The sequence below is a fragment of the Pseudomonas sp. LBUM920 genome (assembly GCF_003852315.1).
In the GTDB taxonomy this organism is placed as follows: Bacteria; Pseudomonadota; Gammaproteobacteria; order Pseudomonadales; family Pseudomonadaceae; genus Aquipseudomonas.
Map to the genome: position 1 here is coordinate 4935894 of NZ_CP027762.1, position 18234 is coordinate 4954127.

21 protein-coding genes and 1 tRNA gene are annotated in these 18234 nt (G+C 59.4%); 16 read left to right on the top strand and 6 right to left on the bottom strand.

Annotation, left to right across the window (positions count from 1 at the left end; translation table 11 throughout):
* Nucleotides 1-432 precede the first annotated feature (432 nt).
* Together C4J83_RS22740 and C4J83_RS22745 are read left to right on the top strand one after the other, a co-directional pair.
* The gene (locus tag C4J83_RS22740; protein ID WP_124418260.1) at nt 433-1962 is read left to right on the top strand and encodes an NCS1 family nucleobase:cation symporter-1; all 1530 of its coding nucleotides are present in this window, start codon (nt 433-435) and stop codon (nt 1960-1962) included.
* Between the two features lie 13 nt (nt 1963-1975).
* Nucleotides 1976-2704, top strand: a complete 729-nt coding sequence (locus C4J83_RS22745) for an aspartate/glutamate racemase family protein (RefSeq protein ID WP_106576279.1) — start codon at nt 1976-1978, stop codon at nt 2702-2704.
* Between the two features lie 106 nt (nt 2705-2810).
* Here C4J83_RS22745 and C4J83_RS22750 read toward each other — a convergent pair whose 3' ends face one another.
* Nucleotides 2811-3734 (bottom strand): LysR family transcriptional regulator, encoded by a 924-nt coding sequence (locus tag C4J83_RS22750; protein WP_106576278.1) that lies wholly within the window; start codon nt 3732-3734, stop codon nt 2811-2813.
* A 106-nt stretch (nt 3735-3840) separates the two neighbouring features.
* Here C4J83_RS22750 and C4J83_RS22755 point away from each other — a divergent pair, with 106 nt between their 5' ends.
* A complete protein-coding gene (locus C4J83_RS22755) occupies nt 3841-4587 on the top strand; it encodes a 3-oxoacyl-ACP reductase family protein (protein ID WP_106576276.1) in 747 nt (248 codons plus the stop codon).
* A 108-nt stretch (nt 4588-4695) separates the two neighbouring features.
* On the opposite strand, the gene C4J83_RS22760 is transcribed toward C4J83_RS22755, so the two are convergent.
* A complete protein-coding gene (locus tag C4J83_RS22760; RefSeq protein ID WP_106576275.1) occupies nt 4696-5385 on the bottom strand; it encodes an HAD-IA family hydrolase in 690 nt (229 codons plus the stop codon).
* Between the two features lie 104 nt (nt 5386-5489).
* Nucleotides 5490-6338: an oxidoreductase gene (locus C4J83_RS22765; protein WP_124418261.1), complete on the bottom strand. Its 849-nt coding sequence runs from the start codon at nt 6336-6338 to the stop codon at nt 5490-5492.
* 97 nt (nt 6339-6435) lie between these two features.
* Between C4J83_RS22765 and C4J83_RS22770 the strand changes: the two genes are divergently transcribed.
* Nucleotides 6436-7332, top strand: coding sequence for a LysR family transcriptional regulator (locus C4J83_RS22770; RefSeq protein ID WP_124418262.1), 897 nt, complete (start codon nt 6436-6438; stop codon nt 7330-7332).
* A 30-nt stretch (nt 7333-7362) separates the two neighbouring features.
* Complete coding sequence (locus C4J83_RS22775; RefSeq protein WP_106576272.1) at nt 7363-7719, top strand: DUF2784 domain-containing protein; 357 nt, start codon at nt 7363-7365, stop codon at nt 7717-7719.
* Here the strand turns inward: C4J83_RS22775 and C4J83_RS22780 are convergent.
* Nucleotides 7706-8674 (bottom strand): NAD-dependent epimerase/dehydratase family protein, encoded by a 969-nt coding sequence (locus C4J83_RS22780; protein ID WP_124418263.1) that lies wholly within the window; start codon nt 8672-8674, stop codon nt 7706-7708. The genes C4J83_RS22775 and C4J83_RS22780 overlap by 14 nt on opposite strands.
* A 92-nt stretch (nt 8675-8766) precedes the next feature.
* On the opposite strand from C4J83_RS22780, the gene C4J83_RS22785 reads away from it, so the two are divergent.
* The 8 genes from C4J83_RS22785 to C4J83_RS22820 all read left to right on the top strand — a co-directional run bounded on the left by C4J83_RS22785 (nt 8767) and on the right by C4J83_RS22820 (nt 14117).
* Nucleotides 8767-9651 carry a LysR family transcriptional regulator gene (locus C4J83_RS22785; protein ID WP_124418264.1) on the top strand — a complete coding sequence of 295 codons (885 nt, stop codon included), beginning with the start codon at nt 8767-8769 and terminating at the stop codon, nt 9649-9651.
* A 54-nt stretch (nt 9652-9705) separates the two neighbouring features.
* Nucleotides 9706-10284, top strand: a complete 579-nt coding sequence (locus C4J83_RS22790; protein ID WP_119742060.1) for a DUF4337 domain-containing protein — start codon at nt 9706-9708, stop codon at nt 10282-10284.
* Between the two features lie 206 nt (nt 10285-10490).
* Entirely contained in the window at nt 10491-11150 is a 660-nt protein-coding gene (locus C4J83_RS22795) for a M24 family metallopeptidase (RefSeq protein WP_124418265.1), read from the top strand.
* A gap of 9 nt (nt 11151-11159) precedes the next feature.
* The gene (locus C4J83_RS22800) at nt 11160-11513 is read left to right on the top strand and encodes a gamma-glutamylcyclotransferase family protein (protein ID WP_106576264.1); all 354 of its coding nucleotides are present in this window, start codon (nt 11160-11162) and stop codon (nt 11511-11513) included.
* Between the two features lie 100 nt (nt 11514-11613).
* Nucleotides 11614-11949, top strand: coding sequence for a hypothetical protein (locus tag C4J83_RS22805; protein ID WP_106576263.1), 336 nt, complete (start codon nt 11614-11616; stop codon nt 11947-11949).
* Nucleotides 11950-12017: 68 nt separating this feature from the next.
* A complete protein-coding gene (locus C4J83_RS22810; protein ID WP_124418266.1) occupies nt 12018-13058 on the top strand; it encodes a DMT family transporter in 1041 nt (346 codons plus the stop codon).
* 222 nt (nt 13059-13280) lie between these two features.
* Nucleotides 13281-13550, top strand: a complete 270-nt coding sequence (locus C4J83_RS22815; protein WP_124418267.1) for a short-chain dehydrogenase — start codon at nt 13281-13283, stop codon at nt 13548-13550.
* Between the two features lie 192 nt (nt 13551-13742).
* The gene (locus C4J83_RS22820; protein WP_124418268.1) at nt 13743-14117 is read left to right on the top strand and encodes a c-type cytochrome; all 375 of its coding nucleotides are present in this window, start codon (nt 13743-13745) and stop codon (nt 14115-14117) included.
* A 256-nt stretch (nt 14118-14373) separates the two neighbouring features.
* On the opposite strand, the gene C4J83_RS22825 is transcribed toward C4J83_RS22820, so the two are convergent.
* Together C4J83_RS22825 and C4J83_RS22830 are read right to left on the bottom strand one after the other, a co-directional pair.
* Nucleotides 14374-14742 (bottom strand): hypothetical protein, encoded by a 369-nt coding sequence (locus C4J83_RS22825; protein ID WP_124418269.1) that lies wholly within the window; start codon nt 14740-14742, stop codon nt 14374-14376.
* 298 nt (nt 14743-15040) lie between these two features.
* Nucleotides 15041-15130: transfer RNA gene (locus C4J83_RS22830), tRNA-Ser, on the bottom strand.
* Between the two features lie 336 nt (nt 15131-15466).
* Between C4J83_RS22830 and C4J83_RS22835 the strand changes: the two genes are divergently transcribed.
* The 3 genes from C4J83_RS22835 (at nt 15467) to C4J83_RS22845 (ending at nt 18221) form a co-directional block, all read left to right on the top strand.
* Nucleotides 15467-16159, top strand: coding sequence for a crotonase/enoyl-CoA hydratase family protein (locus C4J83_RS22835; protein ID WP_119742052.1), 693 nt, complete (start codon nt 15467-15469; stop codon nt 16157-16159).
* A 213-nt stretch (nt 16160-16372) separates the two neighbouring features.
* Entirely contained in the window at nt 16373-17113 is a 741-nt protein-coding gene (locus C4J83_RS22840) for a lysophospholipid acyltransferase family protein (RefSeq protein WP_124418270.1), read from the top strand.
* A 136-nt stretch (nt 17114-17249) separates the two neighbouring features.
* The gene (locus tag C4J83_RS22845; protein ID WP_058420797.1) at nt 17250-18221 is read left to right on the top strand and encodes a magnesium and cobalt transport protein CorA; all 972 of its coding nucleotides are present in this window, start codon (nt 17250-17252) and stop codon (nt 18219-18221) included.
* Nucleotides 18222-18234 lie beyond the last annotated feature (13 nt).

The window sequence follows — 18234 nt, forward strand, 5'->3', positions numbered from 1 at the left end:
TCGCGATGAGGGTGTGTCAGTCAATGAATTGTTGGCTGATAGATCGCTATCGCGGGCAAGCCCGCTCCCACATTTGCTTTATGAGGGACAAAATTTTGTACACACCTATGTAACTATCGGTGCCATTTATGTGTGCAATTCATATTTCACCGCACCAAAACGTAACACCCCTCCCCGCGTGCTGTTTGCCTATCCAATAGCGCGCCTCCCCATTTAAAAATAAATACCTGTTCAAACGGTCAATTTATATCGCTTTAAATTCAGATAGTTATTTTAATAATCACTAAAAACGAAATTAAACACCGTTTTTATAGATCGAAAACTGGCACGCATGTGGCTTAAGGTGAATTACGCTTTGTATACAATAAATACAAAACCTACATACACTTTGCCATCTGCGACGTTGCAGCAGATGCGCCGGAGCCTGCCGGAATGCGTACAAGCCTCTCGAATAACATCGCACTGGATCTGCCCTCCTCCGTCCTGAACCCTGTGGCCGCAAGCCCCGGCCCGCTCGTGCTCAGCCCGCGCTTGCACAACAAAGACCTGACGCCCACCAAGGTTGAAGGCCGACGTTGGGGCCGCTACAGCATCTTTGCGCTGTGGACCAATGACGTGCACAACATCGCCAACTATTCGTTTGCCATCGGCCTGTATGCCTTGGGCCTTGGCGGCTGGCAGATTCTGATGTCGCTGGGGATCGGCGCAGCGCTGGTGTATTTCTTCATGAACTTGTCGGGGTTTATGGGCCAGAAGACCGGAGTGCCCTTCCCGGTGATCAGCCGCATCAGTTTCGGCATCCACGGTGCACAGATTCCGGCGCTGATTCGTGCGGTCATTGCGATTGCCTGGTTTGGTATCCAGACCTACCTGGCCTCGGTGGTTTTCCGCGTGCTGCTGTCGGCCATTCATCCAGGATTTGCCGACTATGACCACAACTCCATCCTCGGCCTGTCGACCCTCGGTTGGGCCTGTTTCGTGGCGATCTGGTTTGTGCAGCTGGTGATCCTGGCTTACGGCATGGAAATGGTGCGCCGCTACGAGGCGTTCGCCGGGCCGGTGATTCTGGTGACGGTGGCCTCGCTCGCCGGTTGGATGTACTTCCAGGTCGGCGGCAATATTGCCTGGTCGATCCGCGAGCCGCTGAGCGGCGGCGAGATGTGGCGCAATATCTTTGCCGGTGGCGCGTTGTGGCTGACGATCTACGGCACGCTGATCCTCAATTTCTGCGACTTCGCCCGCTCCTCTCCCTGCCGCAAGACCATTCTGGTCGGCAACTTCTGGGGCTTGCCGGTGAATATCCTGGTGTTTGCCGCAATCACCGTGCTGCTCTGCGGCGGGCAGTTCCAGCTCAATGGCCGGGTGATCGAAAGCCCGACCGAAATCATCGCAGCCATTCCCAATACCTTCTTCCTGGTGCTCGGCTGCCTGGCCTTCCTGATCGTTACCGTGGCCGTCAACATCATGGCCAACTTCGTCGCCCCCGCGTTTGTGCTCAGCAACCTGGCGCCCAAGTACCTGAACTTTCGGCGCGCCGGGTTGATCAGCGCCACGCTGGCAGTGCTGATCCTGCCGTGGAACCTCTACAACAGCCCGCTGGTGATCGTGTATTTCCTCTCGGGCCTGGGCGCACTGCTGGGGCCGCTTTACGGGGTGATCATGGTCGATTACTGGCTGATCCGTAAAAGCCAGGTGGACGTATTGCAGCTGTATAGCGAAGACCCCAATGGCGTTTATTACTACAGCCGCGGAGTCAATTTACGTGCGGTCGCGGCATTTATTCCCGCAGCGGTGATCGCAATTCTGCTGGCGCTGTTGCCCGGTTTTGCCAGCGTCGCCCCGTTTTCCTGGCTGTTTGGCGCCGGTATTGCAGGGCTGTTGTACCTCTTGATCGCCAAGCGTCGGCCGCACTACGCCGATGTCAGCGGCGAAAGCATTGCAGTCGATAACGTCAGTCATTAATCAAGGACATTCCATGCGTATCCTCGTGGTCAACGTCAACACCACCGAATCCATCACTGAAACCATTGCCCAGCAGGCGCGGGCCGTCGCCTCGCCAGGCACTGAGATTGTCGGGCTCACGCCGTACTTCGGCGCCGAATCAGTGGAAGGCAATTTCGAAAGCTACCTGGCCGCCATCGCGGTGATGGACCGCGTGATGGCCTACGACCAGCCGTTTGATGCGGTGATCCAGGCCGGCTATGGCGAACATGGCCGTGAAGGGTTGCAGGAGCTGTTGAACGTGCCAGTGGTGGACATCACGGAAGCAGCCGCCAGCACAGCAATGTTCCTGGGACATGCCTATTCAGTAGTCACCACCCTGGATCGCACCGTGCCCCTGATTGAAGACCGCCTGAAACTCGCCGGCCTGTACCAGCGCTGCGCCTCGGTACGCGCCAGTGGCATGGCAGTCCTGGAACTGGAAGAAGACCCGCTGGCGGCGATGGAAGCCATCGTGCGTCAGGCGGAACGGGCCATTCACGAAGACAAGGCGGAGGTGATCTGCCTGGGCTGCGGCGGCATGGCCGGGCTGGATGAACAGATTCGCCAGCGCACCGGCGTGCCGGTGGTGGATGGGGTGACGGCCGCGGTGACCATTGCCGAATCGCTGGTGCGGCTGGGGTTGTCGACGTCGAAGATCAGGACGTATGCCACGCCGAGGCCGAAGAAAGTGATTGGCTGGCCGGGTCAATTCGGCCGGTAGACCGCTCCGCCTGCATCGCGGGCAAGCCCGGCGCCCACAGGGGAATGCGATTAAAAGTGGGCGCCGGGCTTGCCCGCGATGGCCGCGCCTCGGTAGGCCGCCGTGATCAAATGGCGCTGAACCGTCGCCCCAGTTGCTGCTCGGCAAACTGCTCAATGATGAAATCCACAAACACCCGGGTCTTGCCGGGCAGCAGTTTGTGCTCGGCGTAGTACAGGGAGATGTTGCCGTCGTCGACGTACCAGTCGGGCAACACCCGCACCACCGCACCGCTGTCCAGAAACGGCACGGCCATCGGCATGCTCACCAGCGCAATGCCCAGGCCTTGAGCGCTGGCGCAGCAGGCGGCTTCGGAGTCGCTCATGGTCATGCGCGGTTTGAGCACCAGCGGGCGTTGTTCACGGTCCGGGCCGGTGAGTTGCCAGGTGCGCACGCGGCCGGTTTGCGGCGAGCGGATCAGGATGCCCAGGCACCGCGATAAATCTTCGGGCGCGTGCACCGGCAGGCGTCGCGCCAGGTAATCCGGCGAGGCCACCAGCACTCGATGCGCGGGGCTCAGCTTGCGCGCCACCACGCCCTGGGGCAGTTCAAAACCACCGCCGATGGCAGCGTCGAAGCCTTGACCGATCAGGTCGACCTGACGGTTATCGAAATGCCAATCCGGGCTGATGTCCGGAAAGCGCCGCATAAACTCCGCCAGCAGCGGCACCACATAACGATTGCCGAACACCGTGCCCATGCTGACTTTAAGCGTGCCCACCGGCCGCCCTTCGGCGCTGGCCAGGTTGGCCACGGCGTTCTGGATGGTGGTGAGGCTGCCACTGACCTCTTCGAGGAACAGCTTGCCGGCCTCGGTCAGGGTCAGGCGTCGGGTGCTGCGCTGGAACAGCCGCACACCCAGGCGTGCCTCCAGTTTGGCGACGCTTTTACCCACCGCCGCCGGCGTCAGGCTCAAGTGCCTGGCGGCCTCGGCAAAGCTGCCGCCTTCGGCGCTGCGCACAAAACATTCGATACTGCCAAAGCTTTCCATATCGCCCCATTGCAAACTTTTGGTTTACACAGACTATAGCAATCACGGTCTACCGGGGCGGCGGGACGAGGTCGATACTCACCCCATCAACTACTTGGAGATCGACATGACTGCACACAACCTCACTGGCAAAGTCGCCTTGATTCAAGGCGGTTCCCGCGGCATCGGTGCCGCCATCGTCAAACGCCTGGCCGCGCAGGGCGCAGCCGTCGCCTTTACCTACGTCAGCTCGGCCGCAAAAGCCGAAGCGTTGCAGAACAGCGTGATCAGCGCAGGCGGCCAAGCCCTGGCGATACAGGCCGACAGCGCCGATGCCACAGCGATTCGCGCCGCCGTCAACGCCACCGTCGACGCTTTCGGGCGCCTGGATATCCTGGTCAACAACGCCGGAGTCCTGGCCATCGCGCCACTGGAAGACTTCAAGCTGGAAGACTTCGACCAGACCCTGGCGATCAATGTGCGCAGCGTGTTCATTGCCACGCAGGAAGCGGCCAAACATATGAGCGAAGGCGGCCGCGTGATCAACATCGGCAGCACCAATGCCGAGCGCATGCCGTTCGGCGGCGGCGGGCCGTACGCAATGAGCAAGGCGGCGCTGGTGGGGCTGACCAAGGGCTTGGCGCGGGACCTGGGGCCGCGTGGCATCACGATTAACAACGTGCAGCCTGGGCCGGTGGACACCGATATGAACCCGGCGAATGGCGAATTTGCCGAAACATTGATCGGGTTGATGGCAGTGGGACGTTATGGCCACGTGGAGGAAATTGCCAGTTTCGTGGCGTATCTGGCGGGGCCGGAAGCCGGGTATATCACGGGTGCCAGCTTGACCATCGATGGTGGCTTCAGCGCCTAAGGGGTTGGAGAACAGCACAACCCAATGTGGGCGCTGGCTGGCCTGCGATGGCGTCCTCAGGTCGCCATCGCAGGCCCGTCAGCGCCCACATTTTTTGACGGTGTTGAGTCAGCGCATGGGTGGGAGGCCGTAGGCGGCCAGGTCAAAGTCTGCGAGTTTGCGGATGATCTGGTCGGCATGCGCGTACTTGCTGTCGGCCATGGCTTCATCCGGCACGGCGATGGCCGTCATATTGGCCGCTTTTGCGGCCGTTACGCCAAACGGTGAATCTTCGAACACCAGGCAATCTTCTGGGGCTACGCCCAAGCGGCGCGCAGCGGTGAGGAAGATATCCGGTGACGGTTTGGCGGCGCCGACTTCCGGGTCGTCAGCGGTGACGATGGTGCCGAACAGGCCAAACCATTCACGGTGCAACGTGGTTTTGTGGCCAAACGAATGACGCGACGAGCTGGTGCCCACCGCAATCGGGATGTTATGCGCGTTCAAGTGCCGCACCAGCGCTTCGGCGCCGGGCATGCCCAGGGCCTTGGGGAAACGTTCGCTCATCAGCGGTTCGCGAATTTTCAGAAACTCCGCCGGCGTGATCGGCAAGTCCAACGCTTTCACCACATAGTCGGCCAGGTCCTGCGCACCTCGGCCGATGATGTGCTGCTTGATCCCCCAGTCATAGGTGCGACCGTAACGTTCGGCGATGATCTGCGTGACTTCGGTGTAGATGCCTTCAGTGTCCAGCAACAACCCGTCCATATCGAAAATCACGGCCTTGATTGGACCGACTGCAATACGCGGTGCATTCATCACAACAGAACCTTGGGGGAAGGACTAAAAGGATTCAGCACAATATCGGTCATGGTTGCCTGCAAGCAACCGTTGCGACCGCCACAGCCCTTCCCCCTCAGGCCTTACTCAGGGAAATCCGCGCCCTCAGTGACCGCGGCCCAGGCGTCAAAATCAGCACTCAACGCCTCGACCTTGGTGCGCGCAAAACCCAGCGCGGCCTTGCCCAACAACAAGCGCAAGGGCGGTTGCTCGGCTTCCACCGCCTTGACGATGGCATGGGCTGCGCGCACCGGGTCACCGGGCTGCTTGCCGCTGTAGTTACGCACGCGGCTGGTACGCGCCGCGGCTGTGTCGCGGTAGTCATCGATGGCGTGAGGCGCCTCATTGGCTGAACGCCCGGCCCAGTCAGTCCGGAAGGGGCCCGGCTCGACCAGCAGCACCTTGATGCCCAACGGGGCGACTTCCTGGGAGAGCGCCTCGGACAAGCCTTCCACCGCGAACTTGGTGGCGTTATAGAAACTCAAGGACGGGAACGCAGCAATCCCGCCTACCGAGGAAATATTCACCACCGTGCCCGAGCGACGGGCGCGCATGCCCGGCAACACGGCACGGGTCATGGCGCTGAGGCCCCAGACGTTGATCTCGAACATGCGGCGCACTTCATCCAGGTCGCTTTCTTCAAACGCGCCGAAATAGCCGATACCGGCATTGTTGACCAACACGTCGATATGCCCGAAGCGGGCCTGAGCCGCCTGCACGGCCGCCTCGACCTGGGCCTGGTCTGTCACGTCCAGCGCCAGCACCAGTGCCTTGTCTTCATGCCCGGCAACAATATCTTGTACCTGTTGCGGGTTGCGCGCGGTGACCACCGTCGGGTAACCCAGACTCAAGGTGTGCAGCGCCAATTGGCGGCCGAAACCGGTGGAACAACCGGTGATAAACCAGACAGGTTTTGCAGTTGAATCGGTCATGAAGGGGCCTTCCTCGTGGGTGTAGAAAAAGTATGCGCGCCAGCGTTCTTGTGAAAAAGATGCATAATCCACAAGACCCTTACGGAAAAACCACACAATGGACACGCCTGATTTTCAGCAATTGCGCCTGTTCCTGCAGGTTGCACGCGCCAGAAGCTTTACCCAGGCCGCCGATGCGGTGAGCCTGTCGGTGTCGACCGTCAGCCAGCGCGTCGGCGCCCTGGAAAAACAGCTGGGCGTGCGCCTGCTCAATCGCACCACTCGCAGTGTCAGCCTCACTGAAGCCGGTGCGCAGTTGCTGGAAAAAATCACACCGCTGCTCGAAGAGCTGGAAACCAGTTTGCACAGCGTCGCCGCCGCCACCGTCGAGGCCAGTGGCACCCTGCGCCTGAACGTGCCCTCCACCGCCAGCCGGATGGTGCTGCAACCGTTGCTGCAGGGTTTCTTGCGCGCGCACCCGGGGATCAACCTGGAAGTGGCCGTGGACAATGCCCTGGTGGATATCGTCGCCCAAGGCTTTGACGCGGGCATCCGCTATGACCACGTGCTCGCCGAGGACATGGTGGTCATACCGGTCGCCCGGCAGCTGCGCTTTGTCATCGTCGCCACGCCGGGTTACTTGCAGGGGCGCAAAACCCCGACCCATCCGCACGACTTACTTGAGCACGACTGCGTCAACTACCGCAGTGCCCAGACCGGTTTGATGCACCGCTGGGATTTCGAAAAAGACGGCAAGCCGATGCGCGTCACGGTCAAAGGCCGGCTGGCCACCAATGACATCGAACTGATGATCAAGGGCGCACTGGACGGCTTCGGCTTCGCGTATGTGGCGCGCTCCAGCGTCGAGCCATATTTGCGCAGCGGTGAATTGGTGGAAGTATTGGGCGACTGGATCACGCACAGCGCGTTGTATTTGTACTACTTCAACCGCACTAATACGCCGAAAAAACTGCGCGTGTTTATCGACTACCTGCAAGCACAACTCGGCGCCTGAGACGGGCCCACCTTAAAAGCGAACCCACACATGTTCTATCGCGTTGCCGCCGACAGCCTGGTGCTGTTTCACCTGTGTTTCATCCTCTTCGTGCTGTTCGGCGGGCTGCTGGCGCTCAAGTGGCGGCCAGTCATGTGGCTGCACTTGCCCGCTGCCGCCTGGGGCGTGGCCGTGGAAGTGTTTCACCTGCCCTGCCCGCTGACTCGCTGGGAAAACCTGTTTCGCCACCTCGCCGGGCAGGACGGTTATGGCGGCGGGTTTATCGAGCATTACATCGTCACGCTGATCTACCCGGCCGGGCTGACTCCGAACATTCAACTGGTGCTTGGCGCGCTGGTGTTGCTGATCAACCTCGCGGTGTATGTGCGCCTGATCAGACGGGCGTAGGCAGGCAGCCAAGCTCGGCCAATGTGGCTTCCACCGCTTGTTCCAGCGGCGTGTGCGGCTCCTGCCCCAGTGCCGCAACCAGTCGCCTGTTATCGAGCAGCAGCGGGGTTTGCCACAGGTAACGCATCTCCAGCATCTCGCGGACGGTGACGACAAAGGGCGCGATGAGTTTCATCAACCACCACGGGAAGCGGCCTACGCGGGGTTGATGACCCGTCCTGCGCAGCACCACACGCTGGATCGCCTGGGTCATCTGCGTGCCATCGGTGTCCACGTGCCCCGCCATATGAAAACGCTCGAACGCCTCGAGGGTTTCGCGGCGCTCAATCAACTCGAGCATGGTGCGCGCCACATCCGGCAAGTACGCCCATTGGTGCGCCACACCCGGCGCGCCCGGATAACTCACGGCGTGCACCGGCTCGCCGGGTTTGACCAGGCCTTGGGCAAACCAGTTGTTGGCCACGCGGGCACCGAAAAAGTCCCCGGCCCGCACGATCAACACCCGCGCGCCCTGGCGGGAAGCCTGCTGCAAACGCTGCTCCAATTGCACCCGGATCGCGCCCTTGCGGGTTTGCGGGTGTTGCGGCGAGTCTTCGTGCAGCACGGGAAATGCGTCCGGACCGAAGTTGTAGACCGTGCCGGGCAACACGATGGTCGCGCCCTCGGCGATGGCCGCCGCCACGGTGTTGTCGATCATCGGCATCACTAATTCAGCCCAGTTGCGATAGCCCGGCGGGTTGACCGCATGCACGATCACCGCACAGCCATGGGCGGCAGCGAGGACTTCCTGACGATTGAGCGCGTCGCCCTTGATCCAGGAAAAGCCCGCGTTCTCACGCCGCGCCTTGTCCACATCCCGGGTCAACGCACACACCTCCCAGCCCGCCGCACGCATCTGCCGCGCCACTTCGCCGCCAATTCCGCCCGTTGCACCCAGTACCAGAACCTTTCCCATGACCTTCTCCCACGTTGTTGGTGAGGCCATATTGTGTGCAGCGTGGCTATAGATAAATTGCCGAAGAGCATCCAGCCGCTATACATTTATGCATGGCCGCAAATATTGGTTGGGAGCTTTACCGATCGTTCCTTGGTGTACTCAAGGAAGGTTCGTTGTCGGGGGCCGCACGGCAGCTTGGCATCACACAGCCCACGGTCGGTCGGCACATTGCCGCGCTTGAAACGGCGCTGGGCGTGGTGCTTTTTACCCGTTCACCGACGGGGCTGTTGCCAACTGCGGTGGCGCACACCCTGCGCGCCCATGCTGAAACCATGGAGCGCACCGCCGCCGCCCTGGAACGCGCGGCGTCTTCTCAAGGCGATGAAGTGCGCGGGGTGGTGCGGGTCTCGGCCAGTGAAGTGATCGGCGTGGAAGTGCTGCCGCCGATCATCACCGCGCTGCGCCGCCAGCACCCGCACCTGCGGGTTGAACTGATCCTGACCAACCGCCTGATCGACCTGCTGCAACTGGAGGCCGACATCGCCGTGCGCATGGTCCGCCCCAGCCAGGAGCAATTGCTGGCGCGGCGTGTCGGCTTGATCGAAGTGGGCCTGCACGCCCGCGATGATTACCTGCAAGAACGCGGCACCCCACTTCAAATGCAGGACTTGGTCAGCCATTCCGTGATCGGTTTCGACCAAGAGAACGCGTTTATCCGCAGCCTGGCCATCAAGGGCTTTGAACGCAGCGCCTTCGCCATCAGCAGCGACAGCGACCTGGCGCAACTGGCGCTGATCCGCGCGGGTGCCGGTATCGGCGGCTGCCAGGTGCAACTGGCCAAGCAGAACCCACGCCTGCACCGGGTGCTGCCTGAAGGTTTCGCGTTCAAGATGGACACCTGGGTGACCATGCACGAAGACCTGCGCAACAGCCCGCGCTGCCGGGTGACCTTTGATGCGCTGGTCGCAGGTTTGCAGCATTACGTACAGGCTTGAGACAGCTTGGTTGGTAAAGAATCAGTCTCCCTCATTCCGTTCGTAGACGCCCCCATGTCCGAAGCCTTCGAAGTTCCCAGCCCCCACGAAAAACACATCGAACACACCACCGAACATGCGCACGGGCGCGGTGACAATTTCGCCAGCCGCATCGCCGTGATGACCGCGCTGATGGCCACCCTCGGCGCCATGCTCAGCTACCAGGCCGGCTCCACCGAAAGCGAGGCGGCGATGGACAAGAACAACGCCGCCATCATCAAGACCGAAGCCGCCAACCAGTGGAACTACTACCAGGCCAAATCCAGCCGGCAGAACCTGGCCGAACTGGCCACGCATATTCCCGGCGTGGACGCTGCGCATTACAAGGATGAGATCGAGCGTTACAAGAGCCAGAAGGAAGACGTGCGCAAACAGGCCGAAAAGCTTGAGGCGACCTCCAAGGAATGGGATCAGAAATCCGAAGAGGCGCTGCACCAGCATCACCGTTGGGCGCAGGCGATGACGGCGATTCAGATCGCGATTTCGTTGGCGGCGATTACGTTGCTGACGCGCAAGGAGTGGCTCAAACGCATGTCCTATACCGCTGGCGGGGTCGCCGTGGTGCTGGGTGGCCTGGCGTGGTTGCACCTCTGACAGACTGAACACAGTCAAAAATGTGGGAGCTGGCTTGCCTGCGATGGCGGTGGGTCACGCAGCATTAATGTTGCTGTGCCACCGCTGTCGCAGGCAAGCCAGCTCCCACATGGGCTCTGCGGTGTTTTCGGAGTTGGGTTCAGCCATCACATCGCTATATAGTAAAACGCATAACGCCTGATGCTGTTCAATGCGAGGGGAAACCGGTGACTGCACAACCCAAAGAAGCCGTGGGCGCCGCCTACAGTATCGACTCCATGAGCTACGCCCAAGCCATGACGTGGCAAGCCATCGACCACCTCGCCCAACGCATTCGCCCCGGCATGCTTGAATCCCAAGCGCGTGAGCTGGGCAAACAGGTACTTGCCGAGCTCGACATGCAACGCATCTGGCATCCGCTGCTGGTGCGGTTTGGCGCCAATACCCTCAAGGCTTTCAACCAGCGCTCGGACGGCGACCCGGTGCTGGGTGAAAACGATATCTTCTTTATCGACATGGGCGCCGTCTGGCAAGGCCACGAAGGTGACGCCGGCGCTACCTTCACCACCGGCAACGACCCTGAAATGATCGCCTGCGCCAGCGCCGCCAAAGTACTGTTCGAGCGCGTACAATCGCGCTGGAAAAATGACCAGGTCGTAGGCCTTGAGCTGTACCGCTACGCCGAGGAACACGCCAAGGCCATGGGCTGGCAACTGAACCTGGACATCAAGGGCCACCGCGTCAGCGACTTTCCTCACGCGATCCACCGTGGCGGTGACCTGGGAGATTTCGAGCATTGCCCGAACGCCGGGCTGTGGATCCTGGAAATTCAGATTGCCCACCCGAGCAAGCCCTACGGCGCTTTTTACGAAGACCTACTCGCTTAAGGAATACCCATGGAACACTCCACCCAATTCCCCGTGCTGTTGTTTTCCTACGGCACCTTGCAAGACAAGGCCGTGCAACTGGCCAACTTTGGCCGGGAACTGGTCGGCCAGCACGACGCGATGCTCGGCTATTCGCAAAGCTGGGTCGAAATCACCGACCCCGAAGTGCTGGCCACCAGCGGCAAGACGCACCACCCGATTGTCGCGCCGACCGAAGAACAGGCTGCCAGCGTTGAAGGCATGGTGTTTCAGATCAACGAGCAGGAACTGGCGGCAGCCGATGCCTACGAGGTGTCGGACTACAAGCGTGTATCAGTGGCATTGGCTTCGGGCCTGACAGCGTGGGTCTACGTGCAAGCCTGAGATGAAATTGCGGGCAATTGATTTCAATCTGCCACTGTGCAGATTAAAGTGGCGCCCCCTCGAGAATTGAATCTCGAGGGTCAGTCCATGGAGTTACACAGTGAAGTACGTCAGTAAAGTGGTTGCAGCAGCTGTTCTCGGTTTTACCCTCGCAGGCTGCACCGGCACCGCCATCAAATCCCCGCAGTACGACAGCAGCCAATACACCGTTTTGGGCCACAGTGAAGCCAGCGCTACCGGCATCATGTTGTTCGGCGTCATCCCGATCGGCCAGAACAGCCGCTTCGTGCGCGCCCAGACTGCGGCCATCAAGGCCAAAGGCGGCGACGCGCTGATCAACACCCAAGTGCAGGAAAACTGGTTCTGGGCCTGGGTGCTGAGCGGTTACACCACCAAAATCTCCGGTGATGTGATCAAGCTGAAAACCGCGCAATAAGCAGGAAGTTGTCAGGGCCTTGAGCCCGACAAGCGACGTATCATGGGCCAGACCTTCGAGGACGGCCCATGAACCTCAGTATCTTTTACGCACTCGCCGCTGCCGCGCTGTTCGGCGCCAGCACCCCGCTCGCCAAAACCCTCGGCCTGGGCCTCTCGCCCATACTGCTCGCCGGCCTGCTCTACCTCGGCAGCGGCGTCGGCCTCGCAGGCGTGCGCCTGATCCGTGATCATGGCTGGAAACCCACCGGGCTCACCCCGGCGGAATGGCCGTGGCTGATCGGCGCCATCGCGTTCGGCGGTATCCTCGGGCCGGTGGCACTGATGTTCGGCCTGACCCGCACCGCCGGCACGACCGCCTCGCTGATGCTCAACCTTGAATCGGTGTTGACCGCCGTCATCGCCTGGCGGGTGTTCAGAGAAAATGCCGACCGGCGCATTGTGTTCGGGATGATCGCCATTGTGCTGGGCGGCGTGGTGCTGTCCTGGTCCGACGCCGGCGGCGCCAGCCACGATTGGCTCGGGCCGGTGGCCGTGGCAGTCGCCTGTTTGTGCTGGGGCATCGATAACAACCTGACGCGCAAGGTGTCTGCGGCGGACGCATTGTTCATCGCCGGCGCCAAAGGTTTGATTGCCGGGGCGGTGAACTGCAGCCTCGCGCTGTACCTCGGGGCGCAGATGCCGGGTGTGGCGCAGCTGGCGCCGATCTTGCTGGTGGGGTTTCTCGGGTACGGCATCAGCCTGGTCATGTTTGTCCTGGCCTTGCGCGGGCTGGGCAGTGCGCGCACCGGAGCGTACTTCTCGACGGCGCCGTTCCTTGGGGCGGCGGTTGCCCTGTTGGCATTCGGGGAGTCGGTGACGGTGGCGTTCTGGATTGCGTCGGCGCTGATGGCCGTGGGCGTGTGGTTGCACCTGACAGAGCGGCATGCGCACGAACATCTGCATGACGCGACGGAACACGGGCATCGGCACGTGCATGATGAGCATCATCAGCATGAGCATGGGTTGGAGTGGGACCCGGCGCAGCCACATAGTCACGTGCATGTTCACAGCGTGATGAAGCATAGCCATGCGCACTTTCCGGATGTGCATCATCGGCATCGGCATTGAGGCACCGATTTGAGCAACGTCCTACAGCCCATTCGGAAGCAGCTCGCTCCTGTTTTTCAAAGACCAACCTTATAGTCGCTCGGTCGCTGTGTGAGCGGCCGGGTTTGGCGACTCGACTACAAGACGGAATGCAAACAACGCTATGCCAGGCAACGGCCGTTTTTGGCCGTAGCGGGTGAAAAAGCGTCGTGGTTATTTATCTTTGTCTTAATGGAGTCACTCATGAACCAATACATGGCCCTTACCAGCAACGACAGCGCCACACCGGCACTTTTTGTCGATACCACTGCACCGCTGGAAGTACTCCTCGACGCCGCGAGTTATCGGCTGCAGGCCGTCACCCAAGTGCTTGAGAACCTTGCACTACGTAGTGAGATAAGTAGTGATGCAGTGGTGCTCAGCGATTTTGCGTTGCTCTGCTCAATTCCGCTGCGCGACGGGTGCGACTTGCTGGATGTCATTGCGCAGCGGATGGACATGCCGCGCGCATAATCTAAGAACGCTACGCTTTCAAACTCCACAACCCCCAGGTCTCTGCAGAAACCTGGGGGTTTTGTTTGTCTCGTATTTGACGCCATGTCCCTCGCTTTAGAATTCAAGGGCTCGCCTATACACTGAGCTGCAATGGCACCTGCGGGATTCCCCTCGATTCAGCCCTGACTCAAACAACAAGACCTTATAAAAATGAAAATAGTGTTCATCGCTACGCTGGGAATGTTATCGCTCATCCAAACGCCCCTGTCCTTCGCGGAAAATACCAATGGGAAAAACCTGTTCTTACAGCGATGCGCCATGTGCCACGGCGCTGATCTCAAGGGAACAGGACCATTAGCGCATAAGAGCAATCCGCCTACGCCTGATTTGACAACGCCTGCTTTCAAGAAACGACTGAGTGATTATCCGGGCGTTATTGTATCGTCGGTAATACTTCGGCCGAATGGAGACTTGATTCCGAGAACGTTGCGGGACAATGGTGTGAAGGTGCCGCCCCATGCCTGGACGGTTAATGATTTTCGCGATTTGAATCAATATATGAGTGGCGCTATTTTAAAAAAATGATGTTTTTTTTAAACAGCAATCCAAGTATCAATGACTTTGTCATTTGCCAAGCAGATGGGGATAACCCTCGCAAAACAAGCTCTCTCACCGAGCGAGCGTGTGAGGGCCTGTATTAAATAAGCGGCCTTATTCGAATTCAGCGTTCAGCCACTATAAAGTTCTTTTATCGCCTTGCTGATAACGGCCTGCCGTTTACAAATCGAAGCGGCGCATGGCCAAGGTCTACTGCCGTCAATTGCGGTTTGTCAGAAGCGTTCTAACTTCGATCTATCTCAAGCGCCAGCGCCCAGCGCTTAAAGGGTGCTATGCCCGCCAAACCCAGCACATCAAAAAACACCCATTTGCGAGTTCGTACCGAAAAAGCCTGAACGGCTTGCCCCGGGGTAAGGCTCTGAGCATTGCTGATCGATATGAGCGCACCAGACATGCTTCCTACATAAGGCGAATTTGCGGGGTCAAGCAGACCGACTTGCAACGTCCCGCAAGCATCCGGAAGGACTAGAGATAATGTTTCACCCGTTTCCAGGCGCCCTACGACCTTACCGTCAAACAAGATTGCCAGCGCAATAGCTTGACCATAAGCGCTATCAAACAGGCCTTTCTTGCGATGAATTGTGATATCCATGCGCTGTCCTGAGAGTGCTCGATGCACAAAGTGTAGTTGTAGGTTTACGACGCACCGGGGGCAAGGGCACTGAGGACTGAACGCCGCTGACTTGTGATAGCTGAATAGCCGCTTGGGTGGGATCAGTCACACATAGACAAAGTCGTCAGCGGCAGATGGATCGGCCCTGCCAATTCAGTTATTGGCTGTACTTATGTACCCACCTAGCACACCGTCCCATGGAGATAATTTCCAGACACCAGAAACCACAAACCCCCGACTTTCTCTAGGAAAATCAGGGGTTTGTGTTTACTTAATGTGGCGGTGAAGGAGAGATTCGAACTCTCGATACAATTTCTTGTATACACACTTTCCAGGCGTGCTCCTTAAGCCACTCGGACACTTCACCGTATCTCGTCAAACCAGTTCAGTCTGTCGAGGCGCGCTAATGTAGTCGAAAGCCTTTCTGATGGCAAAGGTTTTTTTCAGAATTTTCATGCGCTTAGACGGTTATGCCGTTACCCACCCAGCGAGGGACGGTGAATCTGCCATTCTCGGGCATCTGCGGTACGCGTTTGGTGGGGCTGCTGCGCCCTGCTCCGGGCCGTCTACCCTTGGGGATGCGGGAAAAGTCTGACTGGGTAGTCAGTCACGGCGCTTTACCGGGGCGGGCGTGGTGGGTAACGTCTGCGCATGCGCTTCTATAAACAGCCTATCTATAACAAATCCTACAAGGAACCGCGTCATGAGTGAGTTGATTGCCTACCACCTCGAAGACGGTATCGCGACCCTGACCTTGAGCAACGGCAAGGTGAATGCCATTTCTCCGGCGGTGGTCAGTGAGTTTAATGCGGCACTGGATCAGGCCGAGAAGGATCGCGCGGTGGTGATCATCACCGGCACGCCGGGGATTCTGTCGGGCGGTTATGATTTGAAGGTGATGACGGCCGGACCTAAAGAGGCCATCAGCCTGGTGACGTCGGGCTCGACGTTGGCGCGTCGCCTGCTGTCGCACCCGTTCCCGGTGATTGTGGCGTGCCCTGGGCACGCGGTGGCCAAAGGTGCATTCCTGCTGTTGTCGGCCGATTACCGCATTGGTGTGGAAGGCCCGTTCAGCATTGGCCTGAATGAAGTGGCGATCGGCATGACCATGCACCACGCCGGTATCGAGTTGGCGCGGGATCGTCTGCGCAAGTCGGCGTTTCACCGGTCGGTCATCAATGCCGAAATGTTTGACCCGCAAGGTGCCTTGGGAGCCGGCTTCCTGGATAAAGTGGTTGCGCCAGAAGAGTTGCACGCGGCGGCCCTGGAAGCGGCGCGCCAATTGAAGAAGATCAACATGAACGCCCATAAGCACACCAAGTTGAAGGTGCGCAAGGCACTGCTGGAAGCCTTGGATGACGCGATCATTCAGGATCAGGGCCATAACCTGATCTGATGCCTTACCCAAGTTGTGCCAAAGCCCGACCTTGAGTCGGGCTTTTTCTTACAAAAAAAGCGGACACTTCTTAAACCGCTCTAGCTGGGCGTTGCCGGCACACGTTGAAACATGTGCTTAAACATCGCCTATCTCCTACGTCTGTAGGGGCAATTGCCGAATACAGTGCACATCCGTACACTGCGCCACCTTTTGTCCCGATGGGCCGTGTCGATGCTTTTTCTGTTACGTATGTTGTTGATGGGCCTGCACTTTATGGTTGCCGGTGTGCTGGGCGTACTGCTGGGTATCTGTCGGCCGTTCAACCCGGATAACAGTCGCTTGTGCGCTCGCCTGTATGGGTTGCCTGCGATGTGGATATTGCGACTGAACGTGAGGGCGGACGTTGACTCGCTGCGTAATAAGCCCGGCACGTGCGTGATCATCGCCAACCATCAGTCCAACTACGACCTGTTTGTGCTGGGCACGGTGGTGCCGCATCGCACGGTGTGCATTGCCAAAAAAAGCCTGAAATGGGTGCCGCTGTTCGGCCAGTTGTTCTGGTTGGCGGGCAATGTGCTGATCGACCGGGGCAACGCGCACAAGGCGCGGCGCGCGATGCTCACCACGACGCGCACTTTGCAGCATGAAGACACATCGATCTGGGTGTTCCCGGAAGGTACACGCAACTTGGGCAAAGGGCTGCTGCCGTTCAAGAAAGGCGCGTTTCATATGGCGATTGCGGCGGGTGTGCCAATCGTGCAGGTGTGTGTCAGCAACTACGTCACGCACATGCAGCTTAATCGCTGGGACAGCGGTGATGTGCTCATTCGCTCGCTGCCGCCGATTCCTACCGTAGGACTGACTTCGGATGACATCCCGGCGTTGATGCAGGCGTGTCAGAAGCAGATGGATGCGTGTATTGCACAGATGGACCGTGAACTGCAGACCGCTTGGGCACCCGCGCCTTTGTGATTTTTTGCGGGCACTTGGCACCTGCGCATAAGCAAGCGTGCTCGCCACAAAAAGCGTGCCTGCATGAGCAACAAGGGAACGCCATTCACGCTAAGCTGCCCAACACCTGTCCTCCCAATAAGAAGCGATCAGCACCATGGGTAGAGTTGTTGCGGCGGCCGTCTACAGCGCCGGAAAGAAAGTCACTGATATCACCCTCGATGAAGGCGCAGCCTGGGCCGCCAAGCCCGATCACTTTGTGTGGATCGGCCTGGAAGAGCCCAGCGCCCAAGAGCTGGCCAACTTGCAACGCCAGTTCAACCTGCACGAACTGGCCATCGAAGACGCCCTCGAAAAACATAGCCGCCCCAAGCTTGAAACCTTCGGTGATGCGCTGTTTATCGTCACCTACTCACCGGTGCGCGAGAACGGCAAGCTGGAGTTTATCGAAACCCATATTTTTGCCGGCAACGGCTACATCATCACCGCCCGCAACGGCCACTCGGCGTCCTACGGCTTTGTGCGCCAGCGCTGTGAGGCGCGGCCGCTGTTGCTGGAGCACGGGGAAGATTTTGTACTCTATGCGCTGCTGGATTTCGTCACCGAGAATTACCAGCCGGTGAGCGAAGCGATCCACGCCGAAATTGATGAGCTGGAGCGCAACGTGCTGTGCAGCTCGCTGAGCGAGCGTGATATCCAGAACCTCCACGGCCTGCGCCGCGACGTGCTGCGGCTTAAACGCTACGTGGCGCCGATGGTGGAGATCAGTCAGGAACTGCAAAAGCTGAGCTTCCCATTTATCGACAAGAACATGCGCCCGTATTTTCGTGACGTGCAGATCCACGTGACACGGCAGATGGAAGACCTCACCACCTTGCGCGATATCGCCAGCCAGACGATTGAGATTGGTGTATTGCTCGAAGCGTCGCGCCAGAGCGTGGTGCAGCGCAAGTTCGCCGCGTGGGCGGCGATCCTGGCGTTCCCCACCGCGGTGGCGGGGATTTATGGGATGAACTTCCAGAACATGCCCGAGCTGCAATGGCATTACGGCTACTTTGCGGTGCTCGGGTTTATTGCGGTGGGCTGCACCAGTTTGTGGGCCAGCTTCAAGCGGTCGGGCTGGTTGTAAATCACCGCCGGCC